Below are 19,461 nucleotides of genomic sequence, written 5' to 3' on the forward strand. Positions count from 1 at the left end.
CCCGCTCCGTCGCCGCGGCCCGCCCCCTCGTCAGGGGGCGGGCCGCGCGGCGTCCGGGGCCGGCCACTAGGGTGCGGGCATGTTCGCTGTCACGGCTACGCAGATCGACGCAGAGGACCCGCTGACCGGCCTCACGCTGGGGGAGCGGCCCGACCCCGAGGTGCCGGACGGCTGGACCACCGTCACGGTGCGGGCCACCGCGCTCAACCACCACGACCTGTGGTCGCTGCGGGGCGTCGGCCTGCCCGCCGACCGGCTGCCGATGATCCTCGGCTGTGACGCCGCGGGCGTGGACGAGGACGGCGACGAGGTCATCGTGCACGCGGTCGTCGGCGACCCCGGACGCGGCGGCGGCGACGAGACGCTCGATCCCCGGCGGTCGCTGCTGTCGGAGCTGCACCCGGGGACGTTCGCGGAGAAGGTCGCGGTGCCGCGGCGCAACCTCGTCCCGAAGCCGGCGGAGCTGTCCTTCGCGGAGGCGGCCTGCCTGCCGACCGCGTGGCTCACCGCCTACCGGATGCTGTTCGACAAGGCGGCGCTGGAGCCGGGCTCGTCCGTCCTCGTGCAGGGCGCGGGCGGCGGGGTCGCCAGCGCGGCGATCGCGCTCGCCTCCGCGGCCGGGTTCCGCGTCCACGCCACCAGCCGTGACGCGGCCAAGCGCGCGCGGGCGCTGGAACTCGGCGCGGACACGGCCCTCGAGCCGGGGGCCCGGCTCCCCGAGCGGGTGGACGCCGTCATCGAGACGGTCGGCGAGGCGACCTGGTCGCACTCGCTGAAATCGCTGCGGCCCGGCGGCCGGATCGTGGTGTCCGGCGCGACGAGCGGCCAGGTCCCCCCGGCGGAGCTGAACCGGGTGTTCTTCCTCCAGCTCCAGGTGATCGGCTCGACCATGGGGACGCGCGCCCAGCTCGAACGGCTGGCGCGGTTCCTGGTGAAGACGGGCCTGCGCCCATCGATCGACCGCACGCTGCCGCTCGCGCGGGCCCGCGAGGGCTTCGCCGCGATGGCCGCGGGCGACCTCTTCGGCAAGATCGTCTTCACGCCCTGAGGTGACCTCGGCGGAGGCCCGCCGCTCCGGTCAGGGCGTTCGGTCGCGGTGCTCGCCGTCCCGGCGGAACACCTCGTCCCGGAGCCGGTCCCGCGTCTCCTCCAGCAGGGCCTGGACGGCGGCGAGGTCCTCGTCGTCGAGCCGGGCGTGCTGGGCGCCCTTGCGGACATCCTCGACGAACCGGCGCAGCAGCCGCTCCAGCTTGAGGCGGGCGATGTCCTCGCCGGTGCCGGTCGCCGTCTTCCAGGCGTCCTCCCAGTTCTGCCGCCACTCCTCCTTCCACTGCTGCTTCTGCTCGCGCCAGTGCTCCTTCTGCCGCCGCCACTCGTCCTTCTGCCGCTCGGTCGTCTCCTTCCAGGCGTCCCTGGAGGTGGCCTTGCCCTGGTCGCGCATGTCCCGCGCGGCCTGGGTGAGCTCCTCGCGCAGCGACCGCACCGTCTGCCGGACGTCCTCCTGCACGCCCCGGGCGAACTCCTGGGCCGAGGCGGTGATCTCCTCCTCCAGCTCGGCCAGCTCGTCCATCCGGTGCTCCAGCTCCTCGCGGCCCTTGTCGGTCAGCGAGTACACCTTCTTGCCCTTCACGACCTCGTGCGTGACCAGTCCCTCGGCCTCCAGCCGGGCCAGCCGCGGATAGATCGTGCCGGGCGAGGGCGAGTACACGCCGAGGAAGCGGTCCTGCAGGAGCCGGATCACCTCATAGCCGTGCCGGGGGCTCTCCTCCAGAAGTTTCAGCAGGTACAGCCGCAGGCGTCCATGGCCGAAGACGGGGCTCAACTCACTTCTCCATTCGGGGTGTGGTGATCTCCTGCGCGTCGTCCTCGCGGCCGAGGAGCGTGATCGCGCCGGACACCGTGGTGACCGCGAGCCGTGCCGAGCCGTCGCCCAGCGTGCCGCCGACGCTGCGCGCGACGGGCCGGTCCTGCCGGCCGAGGCCGGGGAAGGCCGTGTCGATCCGTCCCGCGGCCGAGGTCAGCGCCACCAGCGCGTTCGCGGACCCGGGCACGCGCAGCACGACCTCGCCGGAGACGGTGTTCACCTCGATCCCGCTGTCGCCGACCAGGTCGACGTCGGCGGCGATCCGGCCGCTGACCGTGCGCGCCCCCATCCGGTCGACCGCCCCGCCCGCCAGCGACAGGTCGCCGGACACCGACGTGAACGACACCGACCCGTCCAGCCCCCGGGCCTCGACCGCCCCGGACACGGTGTTGGCGTCGATCGCGCCCACCACCCCGTCCAGCGTCACGTCCCCCGAGCCGCTCCTGATGGACGTGCGGGCCGCCAGCCCGGTGACCACGGCGTCCGCGGAGACGAGGTTCAGTGTGACCGGGCAGTCGTAGGGCACCGTCACCGTGATCGCGGCCTTGGTCCGGTGCGTGCGCAGCCAGCTCAGCACGCCCTCGATCAGCCGCTCGTGGGTGATCGTCAGCATGCCCGCCTCATGCCCGACCACGAGGGGCGGGCCCTCCACGTCGCCGATCATGACGGACGGGCGCTCGTCCGAGGCGAGCACCGAGATGCTCCCGGCGATCAGCGTCGCCTTCAGCGTCACCACCCCGTCGAAGTCCAGGGTGGTCGGTTCGTCGATCGTCCAGCGCGACATCGTGGATGCCCTTCGTCTGCCGGTCCGTTGCCAGTAAACACGATATGTCGCGTCGCCGGGAAGTCAAGATGTATCGTGTGCGGCAGGCCGAGCCGCCGGACGGCCCCGCCGGGCCGGGCTCCGGTCACGCGGACTAGTCGTCCTCGTCGTCGTCCAGCCGCGCCAGCCACGTGGCCAGCCGCTCGACGGGCGTCTCGAACTCGGGGTTCAGGTCGACGAACTCGCGCAGCCGCTCGGCCAGCCAGGTCAGGCTGACCTCCTCCGCGCCACGGCGGTCGGCCAGCTCCTCGATGCCCCGGTCAGTGAAGTACATCCGGATCTCTCTCCCGCGGAAGATCTTCCCTCGGACGGCCGAGGGCCCCGGCGCGCGGCGCGCCGGAGCCCTCGGGACGTGCGATCGTGCCTACTCGCCGCCGAACAACCGGCGCAGCAGCGCCTCCTGCTCGGCGGCGTGCAGCTTCGCCGAGCCCACCGCCGGCGACGACGACGCCGGGCGCGACACCCGCGACATCGAAAGCCCCTCGATGTGGTGCGGCAGCTTGAGCGCCATGAACGGCCACGCGCCCATGTTCGCCGGCTCGTCCTGGACCCACACGACCTCGGTGTGCCCGGGGTACTTCGCCAGCTCCGCCTTGATCTCGTCGACCGGCGGCGGGTACAGCCGCTCCACCCGCACGATCGCCGTGTCGTTCGCGCCCGCGGCGTCCCGCGCGTTCCGCACGTCGTAGTAGATCTTGCCGGTGGTCAGCAGCACCCGGCGCACCCCCGCCGGGTCGATCTCCGGGTTCGTCTCGGAGATGACCGGCCGGAACGCGCCCTCGGTGACCTGCGCGACCGCCGACGTCGCCGACTTGTGCCGCAGCAGCGACTTCGGCGTGAACACGATCAGCGGCTTGCCCCGGCCCGACAGCACCTGCCAGCGCAGCAGGTGGAAGTAGTTCGCTGGGGTGGTCGGGTACACCACCGTCATGTTGTCCTGGGCGCACAGCTGCAGGTACCGCTCGATCCGCGCGGACGAGTGGTCGGGCCCCTGGCCCTCGTAGCCGTGCGGCAGCAGCAGCACGACGCTGGAGTGCTGGCCCCACTTCTGCTCGCCGGACGAGATGTACTCGTCCATGATCGACTGGGCGCCGTTGGCGAAGTCGCCGAACTGGGCCTCCCACGCGACCAGCGCGTCCGGGCGGGTCATCGAGTAGCCGTACTCGAAGCCCATCGCCGCGTACTCGCTGAGCAGCGAGTCGTGCACGTAGAACTTCGACACGCCCTGCGAGAACTGCTTGAGCGGCGTGTACTCCTCACCGGTCTTGCGGTCGACCAGCACCGAGTGCCGCTGGCCGAACGTGCCGCGCCGGCTGTCCTGGCCGACCAGGCGCACCGGGCGCCCGTCGATCAGCAGCGAGCCGATCGCCAGCAGCTCGCCCGTCGCCCAGTCGATCGCGTCCTCCTCGACCATCTGGGCGCGGCGCTGCAGGATCGGCTGGAGCCGCGGGTGGACGTGGAAGCCCTCCGGCAGGCTCACCTGCGAGTCGATGATCCGCTTGACGGTCTCCAGCGGGATCGCCGACCCGGCCCGGCCGTGGTCGATCGGGATGCTCTCCTCGACGTCCGGCTTCACCACCGAACCCGGCTCCAGCGGCTTCTTCACCGCCTCGCGGGTCTCGGTGAACGCCCGCTCGAGCTGCTCCTGGTAGTCGCGCAGCGCCTGCTCGGCCTCCTCGACCGTGATGTCGCCGCGGCCGATCAGAGCCTCGGTGTACAGCTTGCGCACCGAGCGCTTGGCGTCGATCAGGTCGTACATCAGCGGCTGGGTGAACGAGGGGTTGTCCGACTCGTTGTGCCCCCGCCGCCGGTAGCACACCATGTCGATGACGACGTCCTTCTTGAACGTCTGCCGGTACTCGAACGCCAGCCGCGCCACCCGCGCGCACGCCTCCGGGTCGTCCCCGTTCACGTGGAAGATCGGCGCCTGGATCATCCGGGCCACGTCGGTGGAGTACACGCTGGAGCGCGAGTACTCCGGCGCCGTGGTGAAGCCCACCTGGTTATTGATCACCACGTGGACGGTGCCGCCGGTGCGGTAGCCGCGCAGCTGCGACAGGTTCAGCGTCTCGGCCACCACGCCCTGCCCGGCGAACGCCGCGTCACCGTGGATCAGCACGGGCAGCACGCTGAACCCGGCCTCGCCGACGTCCAGCAGGTCCTGCTTGGCGCGGACCACGCCCTCCAGCACCGGGTCGACCGTCTCCAGGTGCGACGGGTTGGCGACCAGCTCGGTGTGGATCTTGGAGCCGTCGGCCGCGACGAAGTCCCCGGACGCGCCGAGGTGGTACTTCACGTCGCCCGACCCCTGCGCGCTGCGCGGGTCGAGGTTGCCCTCGAACTCACCGAAGATCTGCCCGTAGGACTTGCCGACGATGTTGGCGAGGACGTTCAGCCGGCCCCGGTGGGCCATGCCGATGACGACCTCGTCAAGGCTCGCCTTCGCCGCCGCGGAGATCACCGAGTCCAGCAGCGGGATGACCGACTCCCCGCCCTCCAGCGAGAACCGCTTCTGCCCGACGAACTTCGTCTGCAGGAAGGTCTCGAACGCCTCGGCGCTGTTCAGCCGCCGCAGCACGTGCAGCTGCTCCTCGCGCGACGGCTTGTCGTGCGGGACCTCCACGCGCTCCTGGATCCAGGCGCGCTCCTCGGGGTCCTGGATGTGCATGTACTCGATGCCGACCGTCCGGCAGTAGGCCATCCGCAGCACGCCGAGGATGTCGCGCAGCTTCATCGTCGGCTCGCCGCCGAACCCGCCCGTCGCGAACTCCCGCTCCAGATCCCACAGCGTGAGACCGTGCTTGAGGATGTCCAGGTCGGGGTGGCGCCGCTGCTTGTACTCCAGCGGGTCCGTGTCGGCCATCAGGTGGCCGCGCACCCGGTAGGCGTGGATCAGCTCGTGGACCCGCGCGACCTTGGCGACGTCGTCCTCGTGGGAGGCGGAGATGTCCTTGACCCAGCGCACCGGCTCGTACGGGATGCGCAGCGCCTCGAAGATCTCGTCGTAGAAGCCGTCCTCGCCGAGCAGCAGCTGGTGGATGCGGCGCAGGAAGTCGCCCGACTGCGCGCCCTGGATGATCCGGTGGTCGTACGTCGAGGTCAGCGTCATGACCTTGCTGATCCCCATGCGCGACAGCGTGTCGCTGGACGCCCCGGCGAACTCCGCCGGGTACTCCATCGCGCCCACGCCGATGATCGTGCCCTGTCCCGGCATGAGCCGCGGCACGGAATGCACCGTGCCGATCGTCCCCGGGTTCGTCAGGCTGATCGTCGTGCCCTGGTAGTCCTCGAGCGTCAGCTTGTTCCCGCGCGCCTTACGGACGATCTCCTCGTAGGCCGCCCAGAACTGGCGGAAGTCCAGCCCCTCGGCCGCCTTGATGCTCGGCACCACCAGCTGCCGCTGGCCGTCGGCCTTCTGCAGGTCGATCGCCAGCCCGAAGTTCACGTGCTCGGGCCGCACCAGCACCGGCTTGCCGTCCACCTCGGTGAACGCCGCGTTCATCTCCGGCATCGCCGACAGCGCCCGGACGATCGCGTACCCGATGAGGTGGGTGAAGGAGACCTTCCCCCCGCGGCCGCGCTTCAGGTGGTTGTTGATGACGATGCGGTTGTCGATCAGCAGCTTGGCCGGCACCGCGCGCACGCTCGTCGCCGTCGGCACGCCGAGGCTCGACTCCATGTTCTGCGCGGTCCGGGCGGCCACGCCGCGCAGCCGCACCTCTTCGGCACCCGCCGGCACCGGCGGCGGCGCCGGCTTGGACTCGGTCTTGCCGCCCGCCGTGCCGTCGGCCTTCGGCTTCGGCGCGACCGGCGGCTTCTTCGGTGTCGGCGGAGCGGCCGCGGTGCCGTTGGCGGCCGGGGCCGCCCCTTCGGTGGCCTGGGCCGCCCCGGGGGGGGAGGCGGGGGTCACGGACGACGGCCGGGTGTCCGGCTGGTAGTCCGCGAAGAAGTTCCACCAGGCTTCGTCAACCGAGTTCGGGTCCTCGAGGTACTTCTGGTACAGCTCGTCGACCAGCCACTCGTTGGCACCGAAATCTGTGATCTTTGGGTCGGCACTAGATTGCGACGACTCTGTCGACACGGCGGAGATCGCCCTCTTCCGCAGCTCGCAGGTGAGTTCTGAGACGCATCAAGGCTACTCGCACTTGCACCTCACCCACGCCATGTCCCCCCTGGGGGGACGCCTTCCTCCCGGGTGGCCGGAGTTGGGGTTCAAGCCCTGGGTAGAACCCGGAGGTTGAGGATCAAAACGCCCGGGGCGGGGTCCGGGGCGGGATCGGGGCGGTTCTTGGTGCCCCGCGGCTGGGGGCCGCCAGCCGCGTCGGGGGAGGGCGGCCAAGTCCGCGTCTCCAGGGGCTTGGGTCAGTGGGAGTGCGCGGGGACGGTCGGGCCCTCGCTCGCCTGGACCAGCACGAAGCCCTGGCCCTGGTAGGCCAGCTGCATCGCCTCGCCGCTGCCGCGGCCGATCAGCGCGCCGGCCTTGAAGGTGCGGTTGACGCCGACCTGCAGGCTGGTGCTCCACGCCACCGCGGACTGGCCGTCGGCGAAGGTCGGGGCGCGGCCGCAGTCGAGCATGACCGGGGTGCCGTGGGTGGTGAGGGCCACCCAGCCCGTCCCCGTGAGGGTGGTGTTGAACAGGCCGCCCGCGGCGATGCCCGCCCCCTGGACGCGCTGGATGTCGGACTGCAGGTGCGAGTCGTAGGCGAGGATGTTCGCGCCGTTGACGGTGATCCCCTCGTTCTCCAGGTAGAAGAGGTGGATGTCGTCGGCGTCGTTGGCGATGAACAGCAGGCCCTGGCCCTTGACGCGCATCAGCGGCACGCCCTCGCCCGTGACGGCCTTCTTGATGAACTTGCCGATGCCGCCGGAGCCTTCGTAGTCGAACTCCATCTGGCCCTGGAAGGCGACCATGGAGCCCTGGCGGGCCAGGACGTCCCCGTTCAGGTGGACGCGGAGCATCTTGGAGTTCTGGAGCGCGAAGTGGCCCGGGAGCTGCTGACCCTGGTCGATGTTGCCGAAGAACTGGCTGCGCATGGTGAGGAGACCTCTCGTGTCTCGTGGGGATCTTTCTGGAGATTCGCCAGCATAACGACGCGGAGGGTTCCTCCGGTGGAGAGTCCGGCCAGTCGTCAGCCTCGGTCACGACCATGCGGGACGGTCCAGTCGACGAGAGGGCCCTTGGGCACGACGCCGGACGGGTTGACGTTACGCTGCGTGATGTAGTAGTGGCGCTTGATCTGGTCGAAATCGGTCGTCTCACCGAACGCGGGCACCGAGTACAGGTCGCGGGCGTAGGCCCACAGGTTCGTGTAGTCGGTCAGCCTCCGCAGGTTGCACTTGAAGTGGGAGTAGTAGACGGCGTCGAAGCGGGCGAGGGTCGGGTAGAGGCGGACGTCGGCCTCGGTGATGGCGTCCCCGAACAGGTACCGGCGGTCCGCCAGACGCTCCTCCAGCTGGTCCAGCGTGGCGAACAGCGTGTCGACGGCGTCCTCGTAGGCGTCCTGCGACGCGGCGAAACCCGACTTGTACACGCCGTTGTTGACCGTGGTGTAGACGAGCTCGTTCAACTCGTCGATCTCCGGGCGCAGCGCCTCGGGGTACAGGTCGGGCGCGCCGTCGCGGTGATGGGCGGTGAACTCGGTCTCCAGCGTCGTGGTGATCACCGGGAAGTCGTTGGTGACGAGCCGCTCCGCCACCGTGTCCCAGACGCAGGGGACGGTGTAGCGGCCCTCGAAGGAGGGGTCGCTGGCCAGGTAGAGCTCGGAGAGGAAGGTGGCGCCCGTCACGGGGTCGGGTTCGGGGAACCGCCAGCCGCGCTCGTCCCGGATGGGGTCGACGACGGCCACGGGCAGGACGTCCTCCAGACCGAGCAGCCGCCGGACGATCAGCGTGCGGTGCGCCCACGGGCACGCGTAGGACACGAAGAGGCGGTAGCGGCCGGGTTCGGCGGGGTGGCCGCTCGACCCGTCCGCGGTGATGATGTCGGTGAACCGGTTGGCCTGCCGGACGAACCGGCCCCGCTCGAGCTCCTGCGCCGTCATGACCGGACTCCTCCCAAAGTCGTGTCGGACCGGCGGGGAAGCCCGTCCTCGCGAGGGATCCGCCGCCGGGAACCTCCTGGCTACGATAACCGTCAGTAGCTTTGGCGAGCACGTACCGGCCCGTGGTGGAAACGGGCCCGACGGGACGAGGTGGCGGGTCAACCCATGCTCGAGAATTTCAACTCTCTGGTGGACGGGCTCCCGCCTTCCCTCATCTACCTCATCATCGCCGGCCTGGTGTTCGCCGAGGCCGCGCTCTTCTTCGGGTTCCTGTTCCCGGGCGAGACGGCGATCGTGGTCGGCGGGGTGCTCGCCAGCCAGGGCACGCTGTCCCTGCCGCTGCTGCTGGTCATCTCGGTGGTCGCGGCGGTCGTCGGCGACTCGGTCGGCTATGAGATCGGCCGCAAGTACGGCACGAGGCTGCTCGAGACCAGGGCCATGCGCAAACACCAGGCCAAGGTCGGCAAGGCGCAGGACCTGATCCGCCGCCGCGGCGCGTTCGCGGTGTTCATCGGGCGGTTCACCGCGCTGCTGCGCGCGCTGATGCCCGCGCTCGTCGGCAGCTCCCGGCTCCCGTATCCGAAGTTCCTGCTGTTCAACGTGATCGGCGGCATCACCTGGGTGCTGACGTTCACGCTCGGCGGCTACTTCGCGGGCAACGCCTTCGACCACGCCGCCAAGCTGGCGGGCCGCGGCCTCGCGATCGGCCTGGCGGTCGCCGCCGTCGTCGCGATCGTGGTCTGGAGCGTCCGCAAGCACCGGCGCGAGGCGCGGGAGGAGGCGCGGGCCGAGGAGGCCGCGGCGGCGCGGGAACTGGAGCAGAGCAGCCCCTGAGCGCGGCTACCGGCGGCCCCGCCGGTCGTCCTCCATCCGGGACATGACGGGGGGCAGGTCCAGGTAGGTGCGGATGCCGGGGTCGGCGGCGCACACGATCGGGATCGAGTTGAGGGCGTGCGCCGCGGCGGCCGCGATCGGGTCGGGCACCCAGTCCGCCCCGGCGGTGAGGGTCAGCGGCGGGCGGCCGTCGACGCGGACGGCGTAGCCGGGCGGGCCCCAGTCGGGGACGCCCGCGGCGGACGCCTTGTGCACGGCCTCGATCGTCAGCACCGGACGGCCGCCCGCCAGCCCGCTGAACGTCCAGCGGGCCGCGGCGACCGTACCGCGCGGGACCATCCCGGACGCGATCTCCAGGTCGGTGCCGGCCAGGCGGTGCTCGACGTCGACGTCCACGTCGTCGAGGTCGAGGTGGAGGCCGGCCGCCATCATGTGCAGGCCCTCGGAGTAGATCGCCCGCATCGTCGAGCGGTGGGACCGCAGGACGCCCAGGTACTCCTCCTCCGTCTTGCCGAAGCCGATGACCGAGTGGACCATCAGCCGGGACGGGTGAAGGGTGAAGTCCCAGCACTCCCGGGCGTACACGTGGGTGATCCGCTGGGACAGGCGGGTCAGCATGAGCGGCAGCGCGTCGGCGATGAAGCCGCGGCTGATCCCGCAGCCGTGCACCGAGACGCCGCCGCGCTTGCACGCCCGCTCCAGGTCGTCGACCACGAAGGGGCCGTAGGCGTAGGGGTAGGTGAGCCCGTTCATGCAGATCACGTTCTTGCCGGACGCCAGCAGTGCGCAGATCGTGTCGAGGTCCACGAGCGGGTCGCCCGGCCGGCCGGGCGCGTGCACCACGCAGTCGGCGTCCAGGGCGAGGATCTCGGCGACGTCGCGGGTGGCGGTGACCCCGACCGGGTCGCGGCCCGCGAGGACGCCCGCGTCGACGCCGTCCTTGGCGGGGTCGTGCACCCAGACGCCGGCCAGTTCGGTGCCCCGCCCGTCCAGCACGCCGCGGATGATGACGCGCCCGAGCGCGCCGGTGGCCCACTGCACGACACGGTAAGGGCGCTGGCCTGGCGATGTCGCGTCGGCCGGGCTCATCGGGACGGACCTCCGTGCTCCTCGCGGCGGCGGGGTACCGCGATGGGTGAGGAGACTACGCGGTACGCCAGTCGAAATGCGGCATTTAGCGCAACTTTCTCCATAGTTGCACCTTGGCGACAGACGGGCCTCCCGTCCAGAGGCAAAATCGGCGGGGTGCGTCCGAGCGGGATTCGGTCAGGTGGTATCAGGTGATACCTGTAGGTCCCCGGCGCCCCGCCGGGGACGCGGCGGGTGCGACGTGAGGAGACAGGATGTCGGAACTGCGCTTTGACGGCCGGGTCGCGGTCGTGACGGGGGCCGGGCACGGCCTCGGCCGCCGGCACGCGCTGGAGCTCGCCGCCCGCGGCGCGAAGGTGGTCGTCAACGACCTCGGCGGCGACCGCTCCGGCGCCGGCTCGTCCGCAGGGCCCGCCCAGGACGTCGTGGACGAGATCACCGGAAGCGGCGGCGAGGCCGTCGCCGACCCCGGCAGCGTCGCGACGCGGGAGGGGGCGCGGGGGATCGTCCAGACCGCGCTCGACGCCTTCGGCGGGATCGACATCGTGGTCAACAACGCCGGCATCCTGCGCGACCGGTCGTTCAAGAACATGACCGCCGAGGAGTTCGACGCGGTCATCGCCGTCCACCTGCGCGGCTCGTTCCTCGTCACGAGCGCCGCCTGGCCGCGTCTGCGCGAGCAGGGCTACGGCCGGATCGTCAACACCTCGTCCCCGTCGGGGCTGTTCGGCAACTTCGGCCAGGCCAACTACGCCAGCGCCAAGATGGGCCTGGTCGGGCTGACCAAGACCCTCGCCCAGGAGGGCGTCAAGTACGGGATCAAGGTCAACGCGATCGCCCCGATCGCCTGGACGCGGATGACCGAGGACCTCCTGCCCGCCGACGCCGCGGACAGGCTCGGCCCGGATCAGGTCACCCCGCTGGTGGCCTACCTCGTCCACGAGGACAACGAGGACTCCGGCGAGGTCTACACCGTCGGCGGCGGCCGGATCGCGAAGGTCGTCGTGGCGGAGGGGCCCGGCTACGGGCAGCGGGAGGTGCTGTCGGCGGAGGACGTCCGCGACAACTGGGCGGCCGTCAACGCCACTGATTCGCTGACCGCCCACCGCGACATGGGCGAGCAGATGAGCCTGCTCATCAAGCGGCTCTCCTCCTGAGAGGGGCCGGCGGCCGACGAGGGCGGGGCCGGCGGAGCGGGGCGCCCACCGCGCCCCGTCCCGCCGGGAGGATCAGTCCGCCAGGGCCGTCGCCAGGGCCTCCACGTAGCGGAGGGCGGCCAGCCTGGCGAGGGCCGGGTGCGCGGTCAGGGGCGCGGCGTAGGACGCGCCCGCGACGGCGGCCAGCGCCGGCACGCGGTCCCATTCGGGCTCGGAGCCGATGAGGTGGGGGGCCAGGGCCACCGACGCGACGCCCGAGCCGCGCAGCCGCTCGGCGGCGGCCAGCACGGCGGCCTCGTCGTTGAGGGAGGCGGTGAAGACCGGCGCGGCCAGCCGCGAGGCGAGCAGGACGCTGGTGACCTCGGCCTGGCGGACCGCCTCCGGGCCGCCCGGGGTGGCGACGATCACGCCGGACGCGGCGGTGACCATCGTCATCAGCCGGATCCGGTCGGCGCGGGCGAGGCCCGCGTCGGCGAGGCGGTCGTGCAGCGCCTCGGCGATGAGCGGGTGCGGGCCGAGCGGCTCGGCGGCCACCGAGGGCACCGGCGCCGCCGCGACCGCGGCGCGGACGGCGGCCTCCAGCGCCGGGTCCGGCCCGGTGGTCAGGGGGACGACGACCGCCGCGGGTTCGTCCGCCCGTTCCTGGCGCAGGGACGCGAGGACGGAGGGCAGCGCGCCCTCGTTCCCCTCCAGGTGGCCGACGTGCGCGGGCTGGCCGGTGTGCTCGATCTCGACGAGCCGGGCGAGCTCGGACGCGATGTCGGTGCCGGCCCGCCGGGCGGGGCCGGGGACGGCGAGGACCAGGGCGGGGGAACCGGGGGGCAGCAGGAAGGATTCGTCGCCGCGGTGCCGTCCGCCCCGGGGGGCGCGGCGGCGACGCGACGGAAGTGCCTCGGATGCCTGGCTTTCGGGACTCACGGCGGGAATCGTAACGCCACCTGGTCCGGCCGTCGGCCCCCCGCCCTCGCCGGACTCGCTCCGCGGCGCTCCTGGCGCGCCGTCGCCCGCGCCCCTGTCGCTGCTCGTATAGATCGTCGAACTCCTTTCCCTGTCGTGCACGATCGGCGCACGCGGCTCCGGTGAACGATGAGCGAAAACAGCAGAGTATGGCGCATTCGGCCGCTGTGGACAGTCCAGATTTGCGTTATGTGGTCGCACCCGGTGCGGGAAGGGGGCTCCGGCGGTGCCGGGGAGGTGATCCGGAGGGCCTCACGGGCTTAGGGAACGATCAAATAACGACACGCCGTACTAAAGGCTCCAAAGGGGTTGCGGGTCCGTCGCGGGCCGCCTTTATGATCGCAACACCCTGCGCACCGGAACGTCGAGGTCACATTGAGAACCGCTGTATCCCGGGAGGACGACTCTCCGGGCCGTCCGGTGCGAGCTCCGCGGCGGACGCGCTCGATCCGCTCCGGGGTCGCCGCGCTCCTGCTGGTGCCGCTGCTGTCGCTGGTCGCGCTGTGGGGGTACGCCGCCGTCCTCGGCGGGCGCGACGCGCTCGCCCAGCGCCGCTACCGCACGCTGGACCGCGAGTTCGCGCCGACCGGGCAGGGCGTCCTGGTCGAGCTCGGCAGGGAGCGGCTCGGGACCGCCGCCTACCTCGGCTCGCCGCGGCTCGCCGTCCCGGTGCCGCCGCCCGGCCTCAGGGTGCAGCGGACCCGGGTGGACGCGGCGGTGGAGACGTTCCGGGAGGCGGCCTCCTCGGACGCCGCCCGCGGCGCGACCGACGCCGAGATGAAGCGCCGCGTCGACGGCGTGCTGGCCGCGCTCGGCGGGCTCGGCGGGCTGCGCGCCGCGGTCGACTCCCGCGGCACCGACCGGCTGTCGGCCGTGCGGGGCTACGGCGGCATGGTGGACGCCATGCACCGGCTGTACGACCGGCTCGTCGTCATCGACGACGCGGAGCTGTACGGCTGGACGCTGTCGACTCGCGCCGCCGGCCGCGCGATGGAGCTGATGCAGCGGGAGAACGCACTGGTCGCCGGGGCGCTGGCCGGCCCCGGCGGGATGACCCCGGCCGAGCACCGGCTGTTCGTGGAGATGGTCGGCGAGCAGCGCTGGCAGTGGTCGCGGCAACGGTCGCTGCTCGACCCGCGGGTCTACGACGCCGGGACCCGGCAGGTGTTCGAGTCGCCGCGGTACGCGGCGTTCCGGGCGATGGAGGACCGGATCGCCGACCGTCCCGGCGGGCCCGTCCCGGTCCGCGCCGCCGAGTGGGAGGCGACGGCGCAGCCGCTGGTGCTGTCGGTCAACACGATGATCCTCGGCAACTCGCGGCGGGCGGGCGAGCACGCCGACGACCTCGGCCGCGCCGCCTACGTCCGGCTGGGCGTGGTCGGCGGCCTGGGCCTGCTGGCGATCGTGACGTCGGTGCTGATGTCGGTGCGGTTCGCGCGCGGGTTCGTCCGGGACCTGGTCTGCCTGCGCGCCTCGGCGCAGGAGCTGGCCGACCGGCGGCTGCCGGACGTCGTGGAGCGGCTGCGGCGCAACGAGAGCGTGGACGTCGGCGCGGAGGTCCCCGCGCTGCCGCCGGGCCGCACGACCGAGGTCGCGCGGCTCGCGGAGGCGTTCGGGACGGTCCAGCGGACCGCGGTGGACGCGGCCGTCGGGCAGGCGGAGCTGCGCGCCGGGGTCGGCCGCCTGTTCCTGAACATCGCCCGCCGCAACCAGACGCTGCTGCACCGCCAGCTCACGATGCTGGACGGGCTGGAGAGCCGGGCCGAGTCCGACGCCCTCGCCGACCTGTTCCGGATCGACCACCTCACCACCCGGATGCGGCGGCACGCCGAGAGCCTGATCATCCTGTCCGGCGCGACGCCCGGCCGCGGCTGGCGGCGCCCCGTCCGCGTCGTGGACGTGCTGCGCGCCGCGGTCGCCGAGATCGAGGACTACACCCGGGTGTCCGTGCTGACGCAGACCGGGGACGGCCTGGCCGGCCCGGCGGTCACCGACGTCGTGCACCTGCTGGCGGAGCTGCTGGAGAACGCGGCGGCGTTCTCGCCGCCGAACACCGAGGTGCGGGTCATGGCCGACGGGGTCGGCACCGGGTTCGCGATCGAGATCGAGGACCGCGGGCTCGGCGTCCGGGCCGAGCAGCTCGCCGACGCGAACCGGCGGCTGGCGGAGCCGCCGGGATTCGACCTGGTCGACACCGACCGGCTCGGCCTGTTCGTCGTCGCGCGGCTGGCGGGCCGGCACGGCATTTCGGTGTCGCTGCAGCGCTCCCCGTACGGCGGGGTCACGGCGGTCGTGCTGCTGCCGCACGACCTGATCGTTCCGGCCGGGCGGATGGACGCCGAGGAGAGGGACGCCGAGGGCGGGGACGCCGGCGGGCCGGACGGCTCCGCCGCGCCGGGGTCCGGGGACGGGCCGGTGCGCGGGGCCCAGCGCTCCGGAGGCGCGGACACCGTGGTGCCGCTCCGCGAGCGGACCCTGACCGGGCGCCTCGCGACCCGTCCGGTGCCCCTCGGGCGGATGGGCCCGCCGACGCCGTGGGGTTCCCCCGAGCCGCTGGTCCCGGACGGCTCCCCGGCGCCCCTCCCGTACCCGAACCCCTGGTCGGACGACGCCGCGCCGCACGACCGGGCGGGCGAGGACGACGGGAGCGCGGGTGAGTTACCGACCGGGGCGGAGGCGGCCGGGGAGCACGCGCCGGGCCGCGCGGACGTGGCGTCCGAGGGGAACGCGCACGAGGCGGATCCCGGGGACGGTACCGTCGGCGGCGGCTCCGGGCGGGGGCGCTCCGCGGGGACCTACGCGGGGCTGCCCCGCCGGGTGCGCCAGGAGAGCCTGGCGCCGCAGCTGCGGGAGGAGCCTCCGCCGGCCGGGGACGGCCCGGACGGCGGGGTCGCCCGATCGCCGGAGGAGGCGCGCAGGCTGATGACGTCGATACAGCAGGGTTGGCGGCGCGGGCTCGAGTCCGACGCCCGGGATGAGGGAAAGCGATGATGCACAACACGGTGTCCGGTGAGCTGAACTGGCTGCTCAACGACTTCGCCGAACGGGTGACGACCGTCCGGCAGGCGGTGATCCTGTCCCGGGACGGGCTCGCGGTCGCCGCGTCCAGCGAACTGGGCCGGGAGGACGCCGAGCACCTGTCGGCGCTGGCGTCCGGCGTGCAGAGCCTCGCGCGCGGCGCCGGCCGGCATTTCGCCGGCGGGAACGTGCGCCAGACCATCATCGAGATGGACGCGCTGCTGCTGTTCGTGACGGCCGCGGGCGACGGCACCTGCCTGGCCGTTCTCTCCGAGGCGGAGGCCGACGCGGGCCTGGTCGCCTATGAGATGGCGGTGCTGGTCAAGCGGGTCGGGCAGCATCTGCAGGCCAACCCGCGGGCCGGTCACGCCGACCGGGTGCCCGGCACGAGCGCGGCGGCCGAGGGCCGCGGCGGTTACGGAGGGGCGGCGCCGCGGGGGTACTGACCGATGACTCCGAGCGCTGACCGGGAGCGGGTCCGGCCATGGTCGCACCGCCGGAGCACGGGCCGATGACCCCGCCGGCGGAGCGCTGGCTGGACCGCGACGCCGGCCCGGTCGTGCGCCCGTACGCCGTGACCGGCGGCCGGACCCGCCCCGACGGCGAGGACTTCGAGCTCCTCGCCGTCGTCGCGGCGACCGGCGTGCCGCCCGGCGACCGGCTCCGCTTCCGGCCCGAGCACCTGCGGATCCTGCGCGGGTGCGCGCGGCCGGTGCCGGTGGCCGACCTGGCCGCCGACCTGCGGCTGCCGCTCGGCGTGGTCCGGGTGCTGCTCGGCGACCTGCGCGACGAGGGCCTGGTCGCGGTGGTGCGGCCCGGCGCGGCGGCGGCCGGGCGGCCGGACGCCGGGGTGCTGCGGGAGGTGCTGCATGGACTGCGCGCCCTCTGAGCGGGCGGCCGCCGCCGCGCCCGTCCCGGTCGTGCTCGCCGACGCCCGCCGGCTGACCGGCTGTTTTCCCGCGATCGACTACTTCGAGCGCCGCCGGCTGCCGTTCGTCGTCGCGCTCAACCGCTTCGAGGGGGCCGAGGCGCGCCGTCCCGAGGACGTGGCGGTCGCGCTCGACCTGGACCCGGGCGTGCCGGTGCTGGACTGCGACGCGCGCCGCCGCGAGTCGTCCCGGCGGGTGCTGGTCGCGCTGATGGAGCACGTCCTGAGCCCGCCCGGGCCCGGCGCAACGCGCCCGGACGGCGACGATCAACAGGTCGAACGCCGGGAACCTTTGACGTAGTAGGCTCCGGCAGACCCCCGTACACCCCGGATCGGGAGGTTTCCCCACATGTCTCACCCCCCAACGGCGAAGGCCCGGCATCTGAGCATGGTTCGCACGCCGTGACGGCGCGCCGCTTCTCCTCCATCCGGTCGAGGATCGCGCTGCTGGTCCTCGTGCCGCTGCTGGCGCTCGCCTCCCTGTGGGTGTTCCTCACGACCGTCACCTACGGCGACGGGAACCGGCTGCTGCAGAGCCGCGCCTTCCAGAAGAAGACGGTGCTGCCCACCATGCGGCTCATCGACGGGCTGCAGAAGGAGCGGCGGCTGTCGATGGCGGAGCTCGGCGGATCGCGGCCCGCCGAGCGCGGCGTGATGGCGACGCAGCGGCGCATCACCGACGAGGCGCGCGAGGAGGTGCGGCGCGGCGCCGGCGACGGCGGCCTGCGCGACTCCCTCCAGCCCGAGGTCGTCCGGCGCGTCGACGCGCTGCTGGCGCGTCTCGGCTCGCTGGAGGCCGCCCGCCGCAGCGTCGACGAGCACGTCGCCGAACGGGACCGCGTCCTGCGGGAGTACTCCGGGCTGATCGACGCGGGGTACGCGGTCTTCACCGCGACCTCGCCCGGGAACGCGGCCATCACCGGCGACGCCCGCACGCTCACCGCGTTCGGCCGCGCCCGCGAGTTCCTCACCCGCGAGGACGCGCTGCTCACCGGGGCGCTCACCGCGGGGAACGTCACCGCCACCGAGCGCGCCGACTTCGCGCAGCTCGTCGGCGCGCAGCGGCTGCTGTACTCCGACACGGCCGCGAACCTGCCTGCCGCCGACCGCAACGCCTACCGGACCCTCGCGTCCTCGCCGGAGTTCCTGCGCCTGCGGGCGCTGGAGGACCAGGTCATCCGCGGCGGCGAGCTGGGCGAGCCGGTGCGCAGGCCGCGCGAGACGAGCGGCGCGGTCCCGGGGACGCGCGCCGCGCAGCCGGAGCGGCCGGCGCAGGCCGGGACCGCCGCCCGCGCGCCGCGGACGCCGCCGGTCGACGCCGCCGTGTGGCGCTCGGTCGCCGACGCGGTGAACTGGCGTCTCTACGACCTGGAACAGCGGGTCCTCGACGACATCACCGGGCGGGCCCAGGACATCGCGGCCGGCGTCATGATGCGGCTCGCGGCCGCGGGCGGGCTCGGCCTGGTCGCGGTCGTGCTGTCCACGTTCATCGCGATGCGCGTCTCGCGGCGGCTGCTGTACGAGTGCCGCTCGCTCGCCGCGGGCGTCGTCGACTTCACGCAGCGGCGGCTGCCGCGGCTCGCCGACCAGGTGCGCGCGGGCGGGGCCGCCGAGGACGAGCCGCCCAACGGCGCCGACTACCGGATCAGGGAGATCCGGCAGATCGCCGAGTCGTTCGACCGGGCCCGCGACGCGGTGCTCGCCGCCGCCGCGGGCGAGGTCGCCGCGCGGCGCGGCATCAGCGAGGTGTTCGTCAACCTCGCCCGCCGCAACCAGGCGCTGCTGCACCGCCAGCTCAACCTGCTCGACACGATGGAGCGGCGCACCGAGGACCCCGCCGAGCTGTCGGACCTGTTCCGCCTCGACCACCTCGCGACCCGCATGCGCCGGCACGCCGAGGGCCTGGTCATCCTCGCGGGCAAGAACGCCGGGCGCGGCTGGCGGCGGCCCGTCCCGCTCGTGGACGTCGTGCGCGGCGCGGTCGCCGAGGTCGAGGACTATCCGCGCGTCCGCGTCCAGCCGCTGCCGCGGATCGCGCTGCTCGGCTCCGCCGTCGCCGGCGTCATCCACCTGCTCGCCGAGGTGGTGGAGAACGCCACCACGTTCTCGCCGCCGCAGTCGCCGGTGCGGGTCAGCGGCCACCCGGTCGCCAGCGGGTTCGCGATCGAGGTCGAGGACCGCGGCCTCGGCATGACCGAGGAGGCGCTGCGCGCCGCCAACGCGCGGCTCGCCGAGCCGCCGGAGTTCGACCCGGCCGACAGCGCGCAGCTCGGGCTGTTCGTGGTCGGGCGGCTGGCCGAGCGGCACGAGATCACGGTCACGCTCCGGCCGTCCGCCTACGGCGGCACGACCGCGGTCGTGCTGATCCCGGCCTCGCTCATCGTGGAGAGCGCCGACCCCGGTCCCGCCGCGCGCCGCGCGACCGGACCGCTGCAGACCCTGTCGCAGCCCCCCGCGGTGGCGCTGACCTCGTCGGCCCGCGCGGAGCCGGGCGTCATGCGGCTGGTCGCCGAGGCGGGCGCGGAAGCGGCACCGGCGACGCCGGTGCGCGCGGAGGCCGAGCCCGTGGTGCCCGAGCCCGTCGGGTCCGGGTCCGCAGTGCCCGAGACCATTGCCCCGGCTCCCGCCGCGCCCGCGGAACCGGCGCGGCCGAAGGAGGGCGAGCTGCCCAGGCGGCGGCGGCAGACGCATCTCGCGCCGCAGCTCGCTGAGCGGGTGGACGCCCGCCTCGCCGCCCGCCGCGAGCCCCC

General features: G+C 73.3%; 16 protein-coding genes. 8 read left to right on the forward strand and 8 right to left on the reverse strand.

What is annotated here, in order from left to right; genetic code table 11:
• Positions 1 to 79: 79 nt before the first annotated feature.
• Positions 80 to 1,048, forward strand: a complete 969-nt coding sequence (locus E1291_RS11285) for a zinc-binding dehydrogenase (RefSeq protein WP_131737699.1) — start codon at positions 80 to 82, stop codon at positions 1,046 to 1,048.
• 30 nt (positions 1,049 to 1,078) lie between these two features.
• Here the strand turns inward: E1291_RS11285 and E1291_RS11290 are convergent, their stop codons facing one another.
• The 6 genes from E1291_RS11290 to E1291_RS11315 form a co-directional block, all read right to left on the reverse strand.
• The gene (locus E1291_RS11290) at positions 1,079 to 1,822 is read right to left on the reverse strand and encodes a PadR family transcriptional regulator (RefSeq protein ID WP_131737700.1); all 744 of its coding nucleotides are present in this window, start codon (positions 1,820 to 1,822) and stop codon (positions 1,079 to 1,081) included.
• A 1-nt stretch (position 1,823) separates the two neighbouring features.
• The gene (locus tag E1291_RS11295; protein WP_131737701.1) at positions 1,824 to 2,648 is read right to left on the reverse strand and encodes a DUF4097 family beta strand repeat-containing protein; all 825 of its coding nucleotides are present in this window, start codon (positions 2,646 to 2,648) and stop codon (positions 1,824 to 1,826) included.
• A gap of 133 nt (positions 2,649 to 2,781) precedes the next feature.
• Positions 2,782 to 2,961, reverse strand: coding sequence for a DUF6104 family protein (locus tag E1291_RS11300; RefSeq protein WP_131737702.1), 180 nt, complete (start codon positions 2,959 to 2,961; stop codon positions 2,782 to 2,784).
• A gap of 90 nt (positions 2,962 to 3,051) precedes the next feature.
• Positions 3,052 to 6,768 (reverse strand): multifunctional oxoglutarate decarboxylase/oxoglutarate dehydrogenase thiamine pyrophosphate-binding subunit/dihydrolipoyllysine-residue succinyltransferase subunit, encoded by a 3,717-nt coding sequence (locus E1291_RS11305; protein WP_131737703.1) that lies wholly within the window; start codon positions 6,766 to 6,768, stop codon positions 3,052 to 3,054.
• Between the two features lie 281 nt (positions 6,769 to 7,049).
• On the reverse strand, positions 7,050 to 7,721 hold the full coding sequence (locus E1291_RS11310; protein WP_131737704.1) for an AIM24 family protein: 672 nt from the start codon (positions 7,719 to 7,721) through the stop codon (positions 7,050 to 7,052).
• Between the two features lie 95 nt (positions 7,722 to 7,816).
• On the reverse strand, positions 7,817 to 8,728 hold the full coding sequence (locus E1291_RS11315; protein WP_131737705.1) for a glutathione S-transferase family protein: 912 nt from the start codon (positions 8,726 to 8,728) through the stop codon (positions 7,817 to 7,819).
• A 165-nt stretch (positions 8,729 to 8,893) separates the two neighbouring features.
• Here E1291_RS11315 and E1291_RS11320 point away from each other — a divergent pair, with 165 nt between their 5' ends.
• Complete coding sequence (locus E1291_RS11320) at positions 8,894 to 9,562, forward strand: DedA family protein (RefSeq protein WP_131737706.1); 669 nt, start codon at positions 8,894 to 8,896, stop codon at positions 9,560 to 9,562.
• Positions 9,563 to 9,568: 6 nt separating this feature from the next.
• Here the strand turns inward: E1291_RS11320 and E1291_RS11325 are convergent, their stop codons facing one another.
• A complete protein-coding gene (locus E1291_RS11325) occupies positions 9,569 to 10,603 on the reverse strand; it encodes an NAD(P)H-dependent amine dehydrogenase family protein (protein ID WP_242614076.1) in 1,035 nt (344 codons plus the stop codon).
• Between the two features lie 302 nt (positions 10,604 to 10,905).
• On the opposite strand from E1291_RS11325, the gene E1291_RS11330 reads away from it, so the two are divergent.
• Complete coding sequence (locus E1291_RS11330; protein ID WP_131737708.1) at positions 10,906 to 11,808, forward strand: SDR family oxidoreductase; 903 nt, start codon at positions 10,906 to 10,908, stop codon at positions 11,806 to 11,808.
• A gap of 72 nt (positions 11,809 to 11,880) precedes the next feature.
• On the opposite strand, the gene E1291_RS11335 is transcribed toward E1291_RS11330, so the two are convergent.
• Positions 11,881 to 12,726 (reverse strand): sirohydrochlorin chelatase, encoded by an 846-nt coding sequence (locus tag E1291_RS11335; protein ID WP_131737709.1) that lies wholly within the window; start codon positions 12,724 to 12,726, stop codon positions 11,881 to 11,883.
• Positions 12,727 to 13,185: 459 nt separating this feature from the next.
• On the opposite strand from E1291_RS11335, the gene E1291_RS11340 reads away from it, so the two are divergent.
• From E1291_RS11340 to E1291_RS11360, 5 genes are all read left to right on the forward strand, one after another.
• Positions 13,186 to 15,756, forward strand: a complete 2,571-nt coding sequence (locus E1291_RS11340) for a sensor histidine kinase (RefSeq protein ID WP_165495069.1) — start codon at positions 13,186 to 13,188, stop codon at positions 15,754 to 15,756.
• Entirely contained in the window at positions 15,756 to 16,229 is a 474-nt protein-coding gene (locus E1291_RS11345) for a roadblock/LC7 domain-containing protein (protein WP_131737720.1), read from the forward strand. Before E1291_RS11340 ends, E1291_RS11345 begins: the two co-directional genes overlap by 1 nt.
• Positions 16,230 to 16,267: 38 nt before the next feature.
• On the forward strand, positions 16,268 to 16,672 hold the full coding sequence (locus E1291_RS11350; RefSeq protein WP_242614078.1) for a DUF742 domain-containing protein: 405 nt from the start codon (positions 16,268 to 16,270) through the stop codon (positions 16,670 to 16,672).
• Positions 16,653 to 17,012: a hypothetical protein gene (locus E1291_RS11355; RefSeq protein ID WP_131737711.1), complete on the forward strand. Its 360-nt coding sequence runs from the start codon at positions 16,653 to 16,655 to the stop codon at positions 17,010 to 17,012. Before E1291_RS11350 ends, E1291_RS11355 begins: the two co-directional genes overlap by 20 nt.
• Before the next feature lie 101 nt (positions 17,013 to 17,113).
• A partial coding sequence (locus E1291_RS11360) for a sensor histidine kinase (protein ID WP_131737712.1) occupies positions 17,114 to 19,461 on the forward strand: 2,348 nt, incomplete at its 3' end.

Source organism: Actinomadura roseirufa (assembly GCF_900659635.1).
Taxonomy (GTDB): domain Bacteria; phylum Actinomycetota; class Actinomycetes; order Streptosporangiales; family Streptosporangiaceae; genus Spirillospora; species Spirillospora roseirufa.

Excerpts from the sequence above, each read along its gene's own strand:
- E1291_RS11285 (WP_131737699.1), top strand. The coding sequence starts at position 80 with ATGTTCGCTGTCACGGCTACGCAGATCGACGCAGAGGACCCGCTGACC.
- E1291_RS11295 (WP_131737701.1), bottom strand. The coding sequence starts at position 2,648 with ATGTCGCGCTGGACGATCGACGAACCGACCACCCTGGACTTCGACGGG.
- E1291_RS11300 (WP_131737702.1), bottom strand. The coding sequence starts at position 2,961 with ATGTACTTCACTGACCGGGGCATCGAGGAGCTGGCCGACCGCCGTGGC.
- E1291_RS11310 (WP_131737704.1), bottom strand. The coding sequence starts at position 7,721 with ATGCGCAGCCAGTTCTTCGGCAACATCGACCAGGGTCAGCAGCTCCCG.
- E1291_RS11315 (WP_131737705.1), bottom strand. The coding sequence starts at position 8,728 with ATGACGGCGCAGGAGCTCGAGCGGGGCCGGTTCGTCCGGCAGGCCAAC.
- E1291_RS11320 (WP_131737706.1), top strand. The coding sequence starts at position 8,894 with ATGCTCGAGAATTTCAACTCTCTGGTGGACGGGCTCCCGCCTTCCCTC.
- E1291_RS11330 (WP_131737708.1), top strand. The coding sequence starts at position 10,906 with ATGTCGGAACTGCGCTTTGACGGCCGGGTCGCGGTCGTGACGGGGGCC.
- E1291_RS11345 (WP_131737720.1), top strand. The coding sequence starts at position 15,756 with ATGCACAACACGGTGTCCGGTGAGCTGAACTGGCTGCTCAACGACTTC.
- E1291_RS11350 (WP_242614078.1), top strand. The coding sequence starts at position 16,268 with ATGGTCGCACCGCCGGAGCACGGGCCGATGACCCCGCCGGCGGAGCGC.
- E1291_RS11355 (WP_131737711.1), top strand. The coding sequence starts at position 16,653 with ATGGACTGCGCGCCCTCTGAGCGGGCGGCCGCCGCCGCGCCCGTCCCG.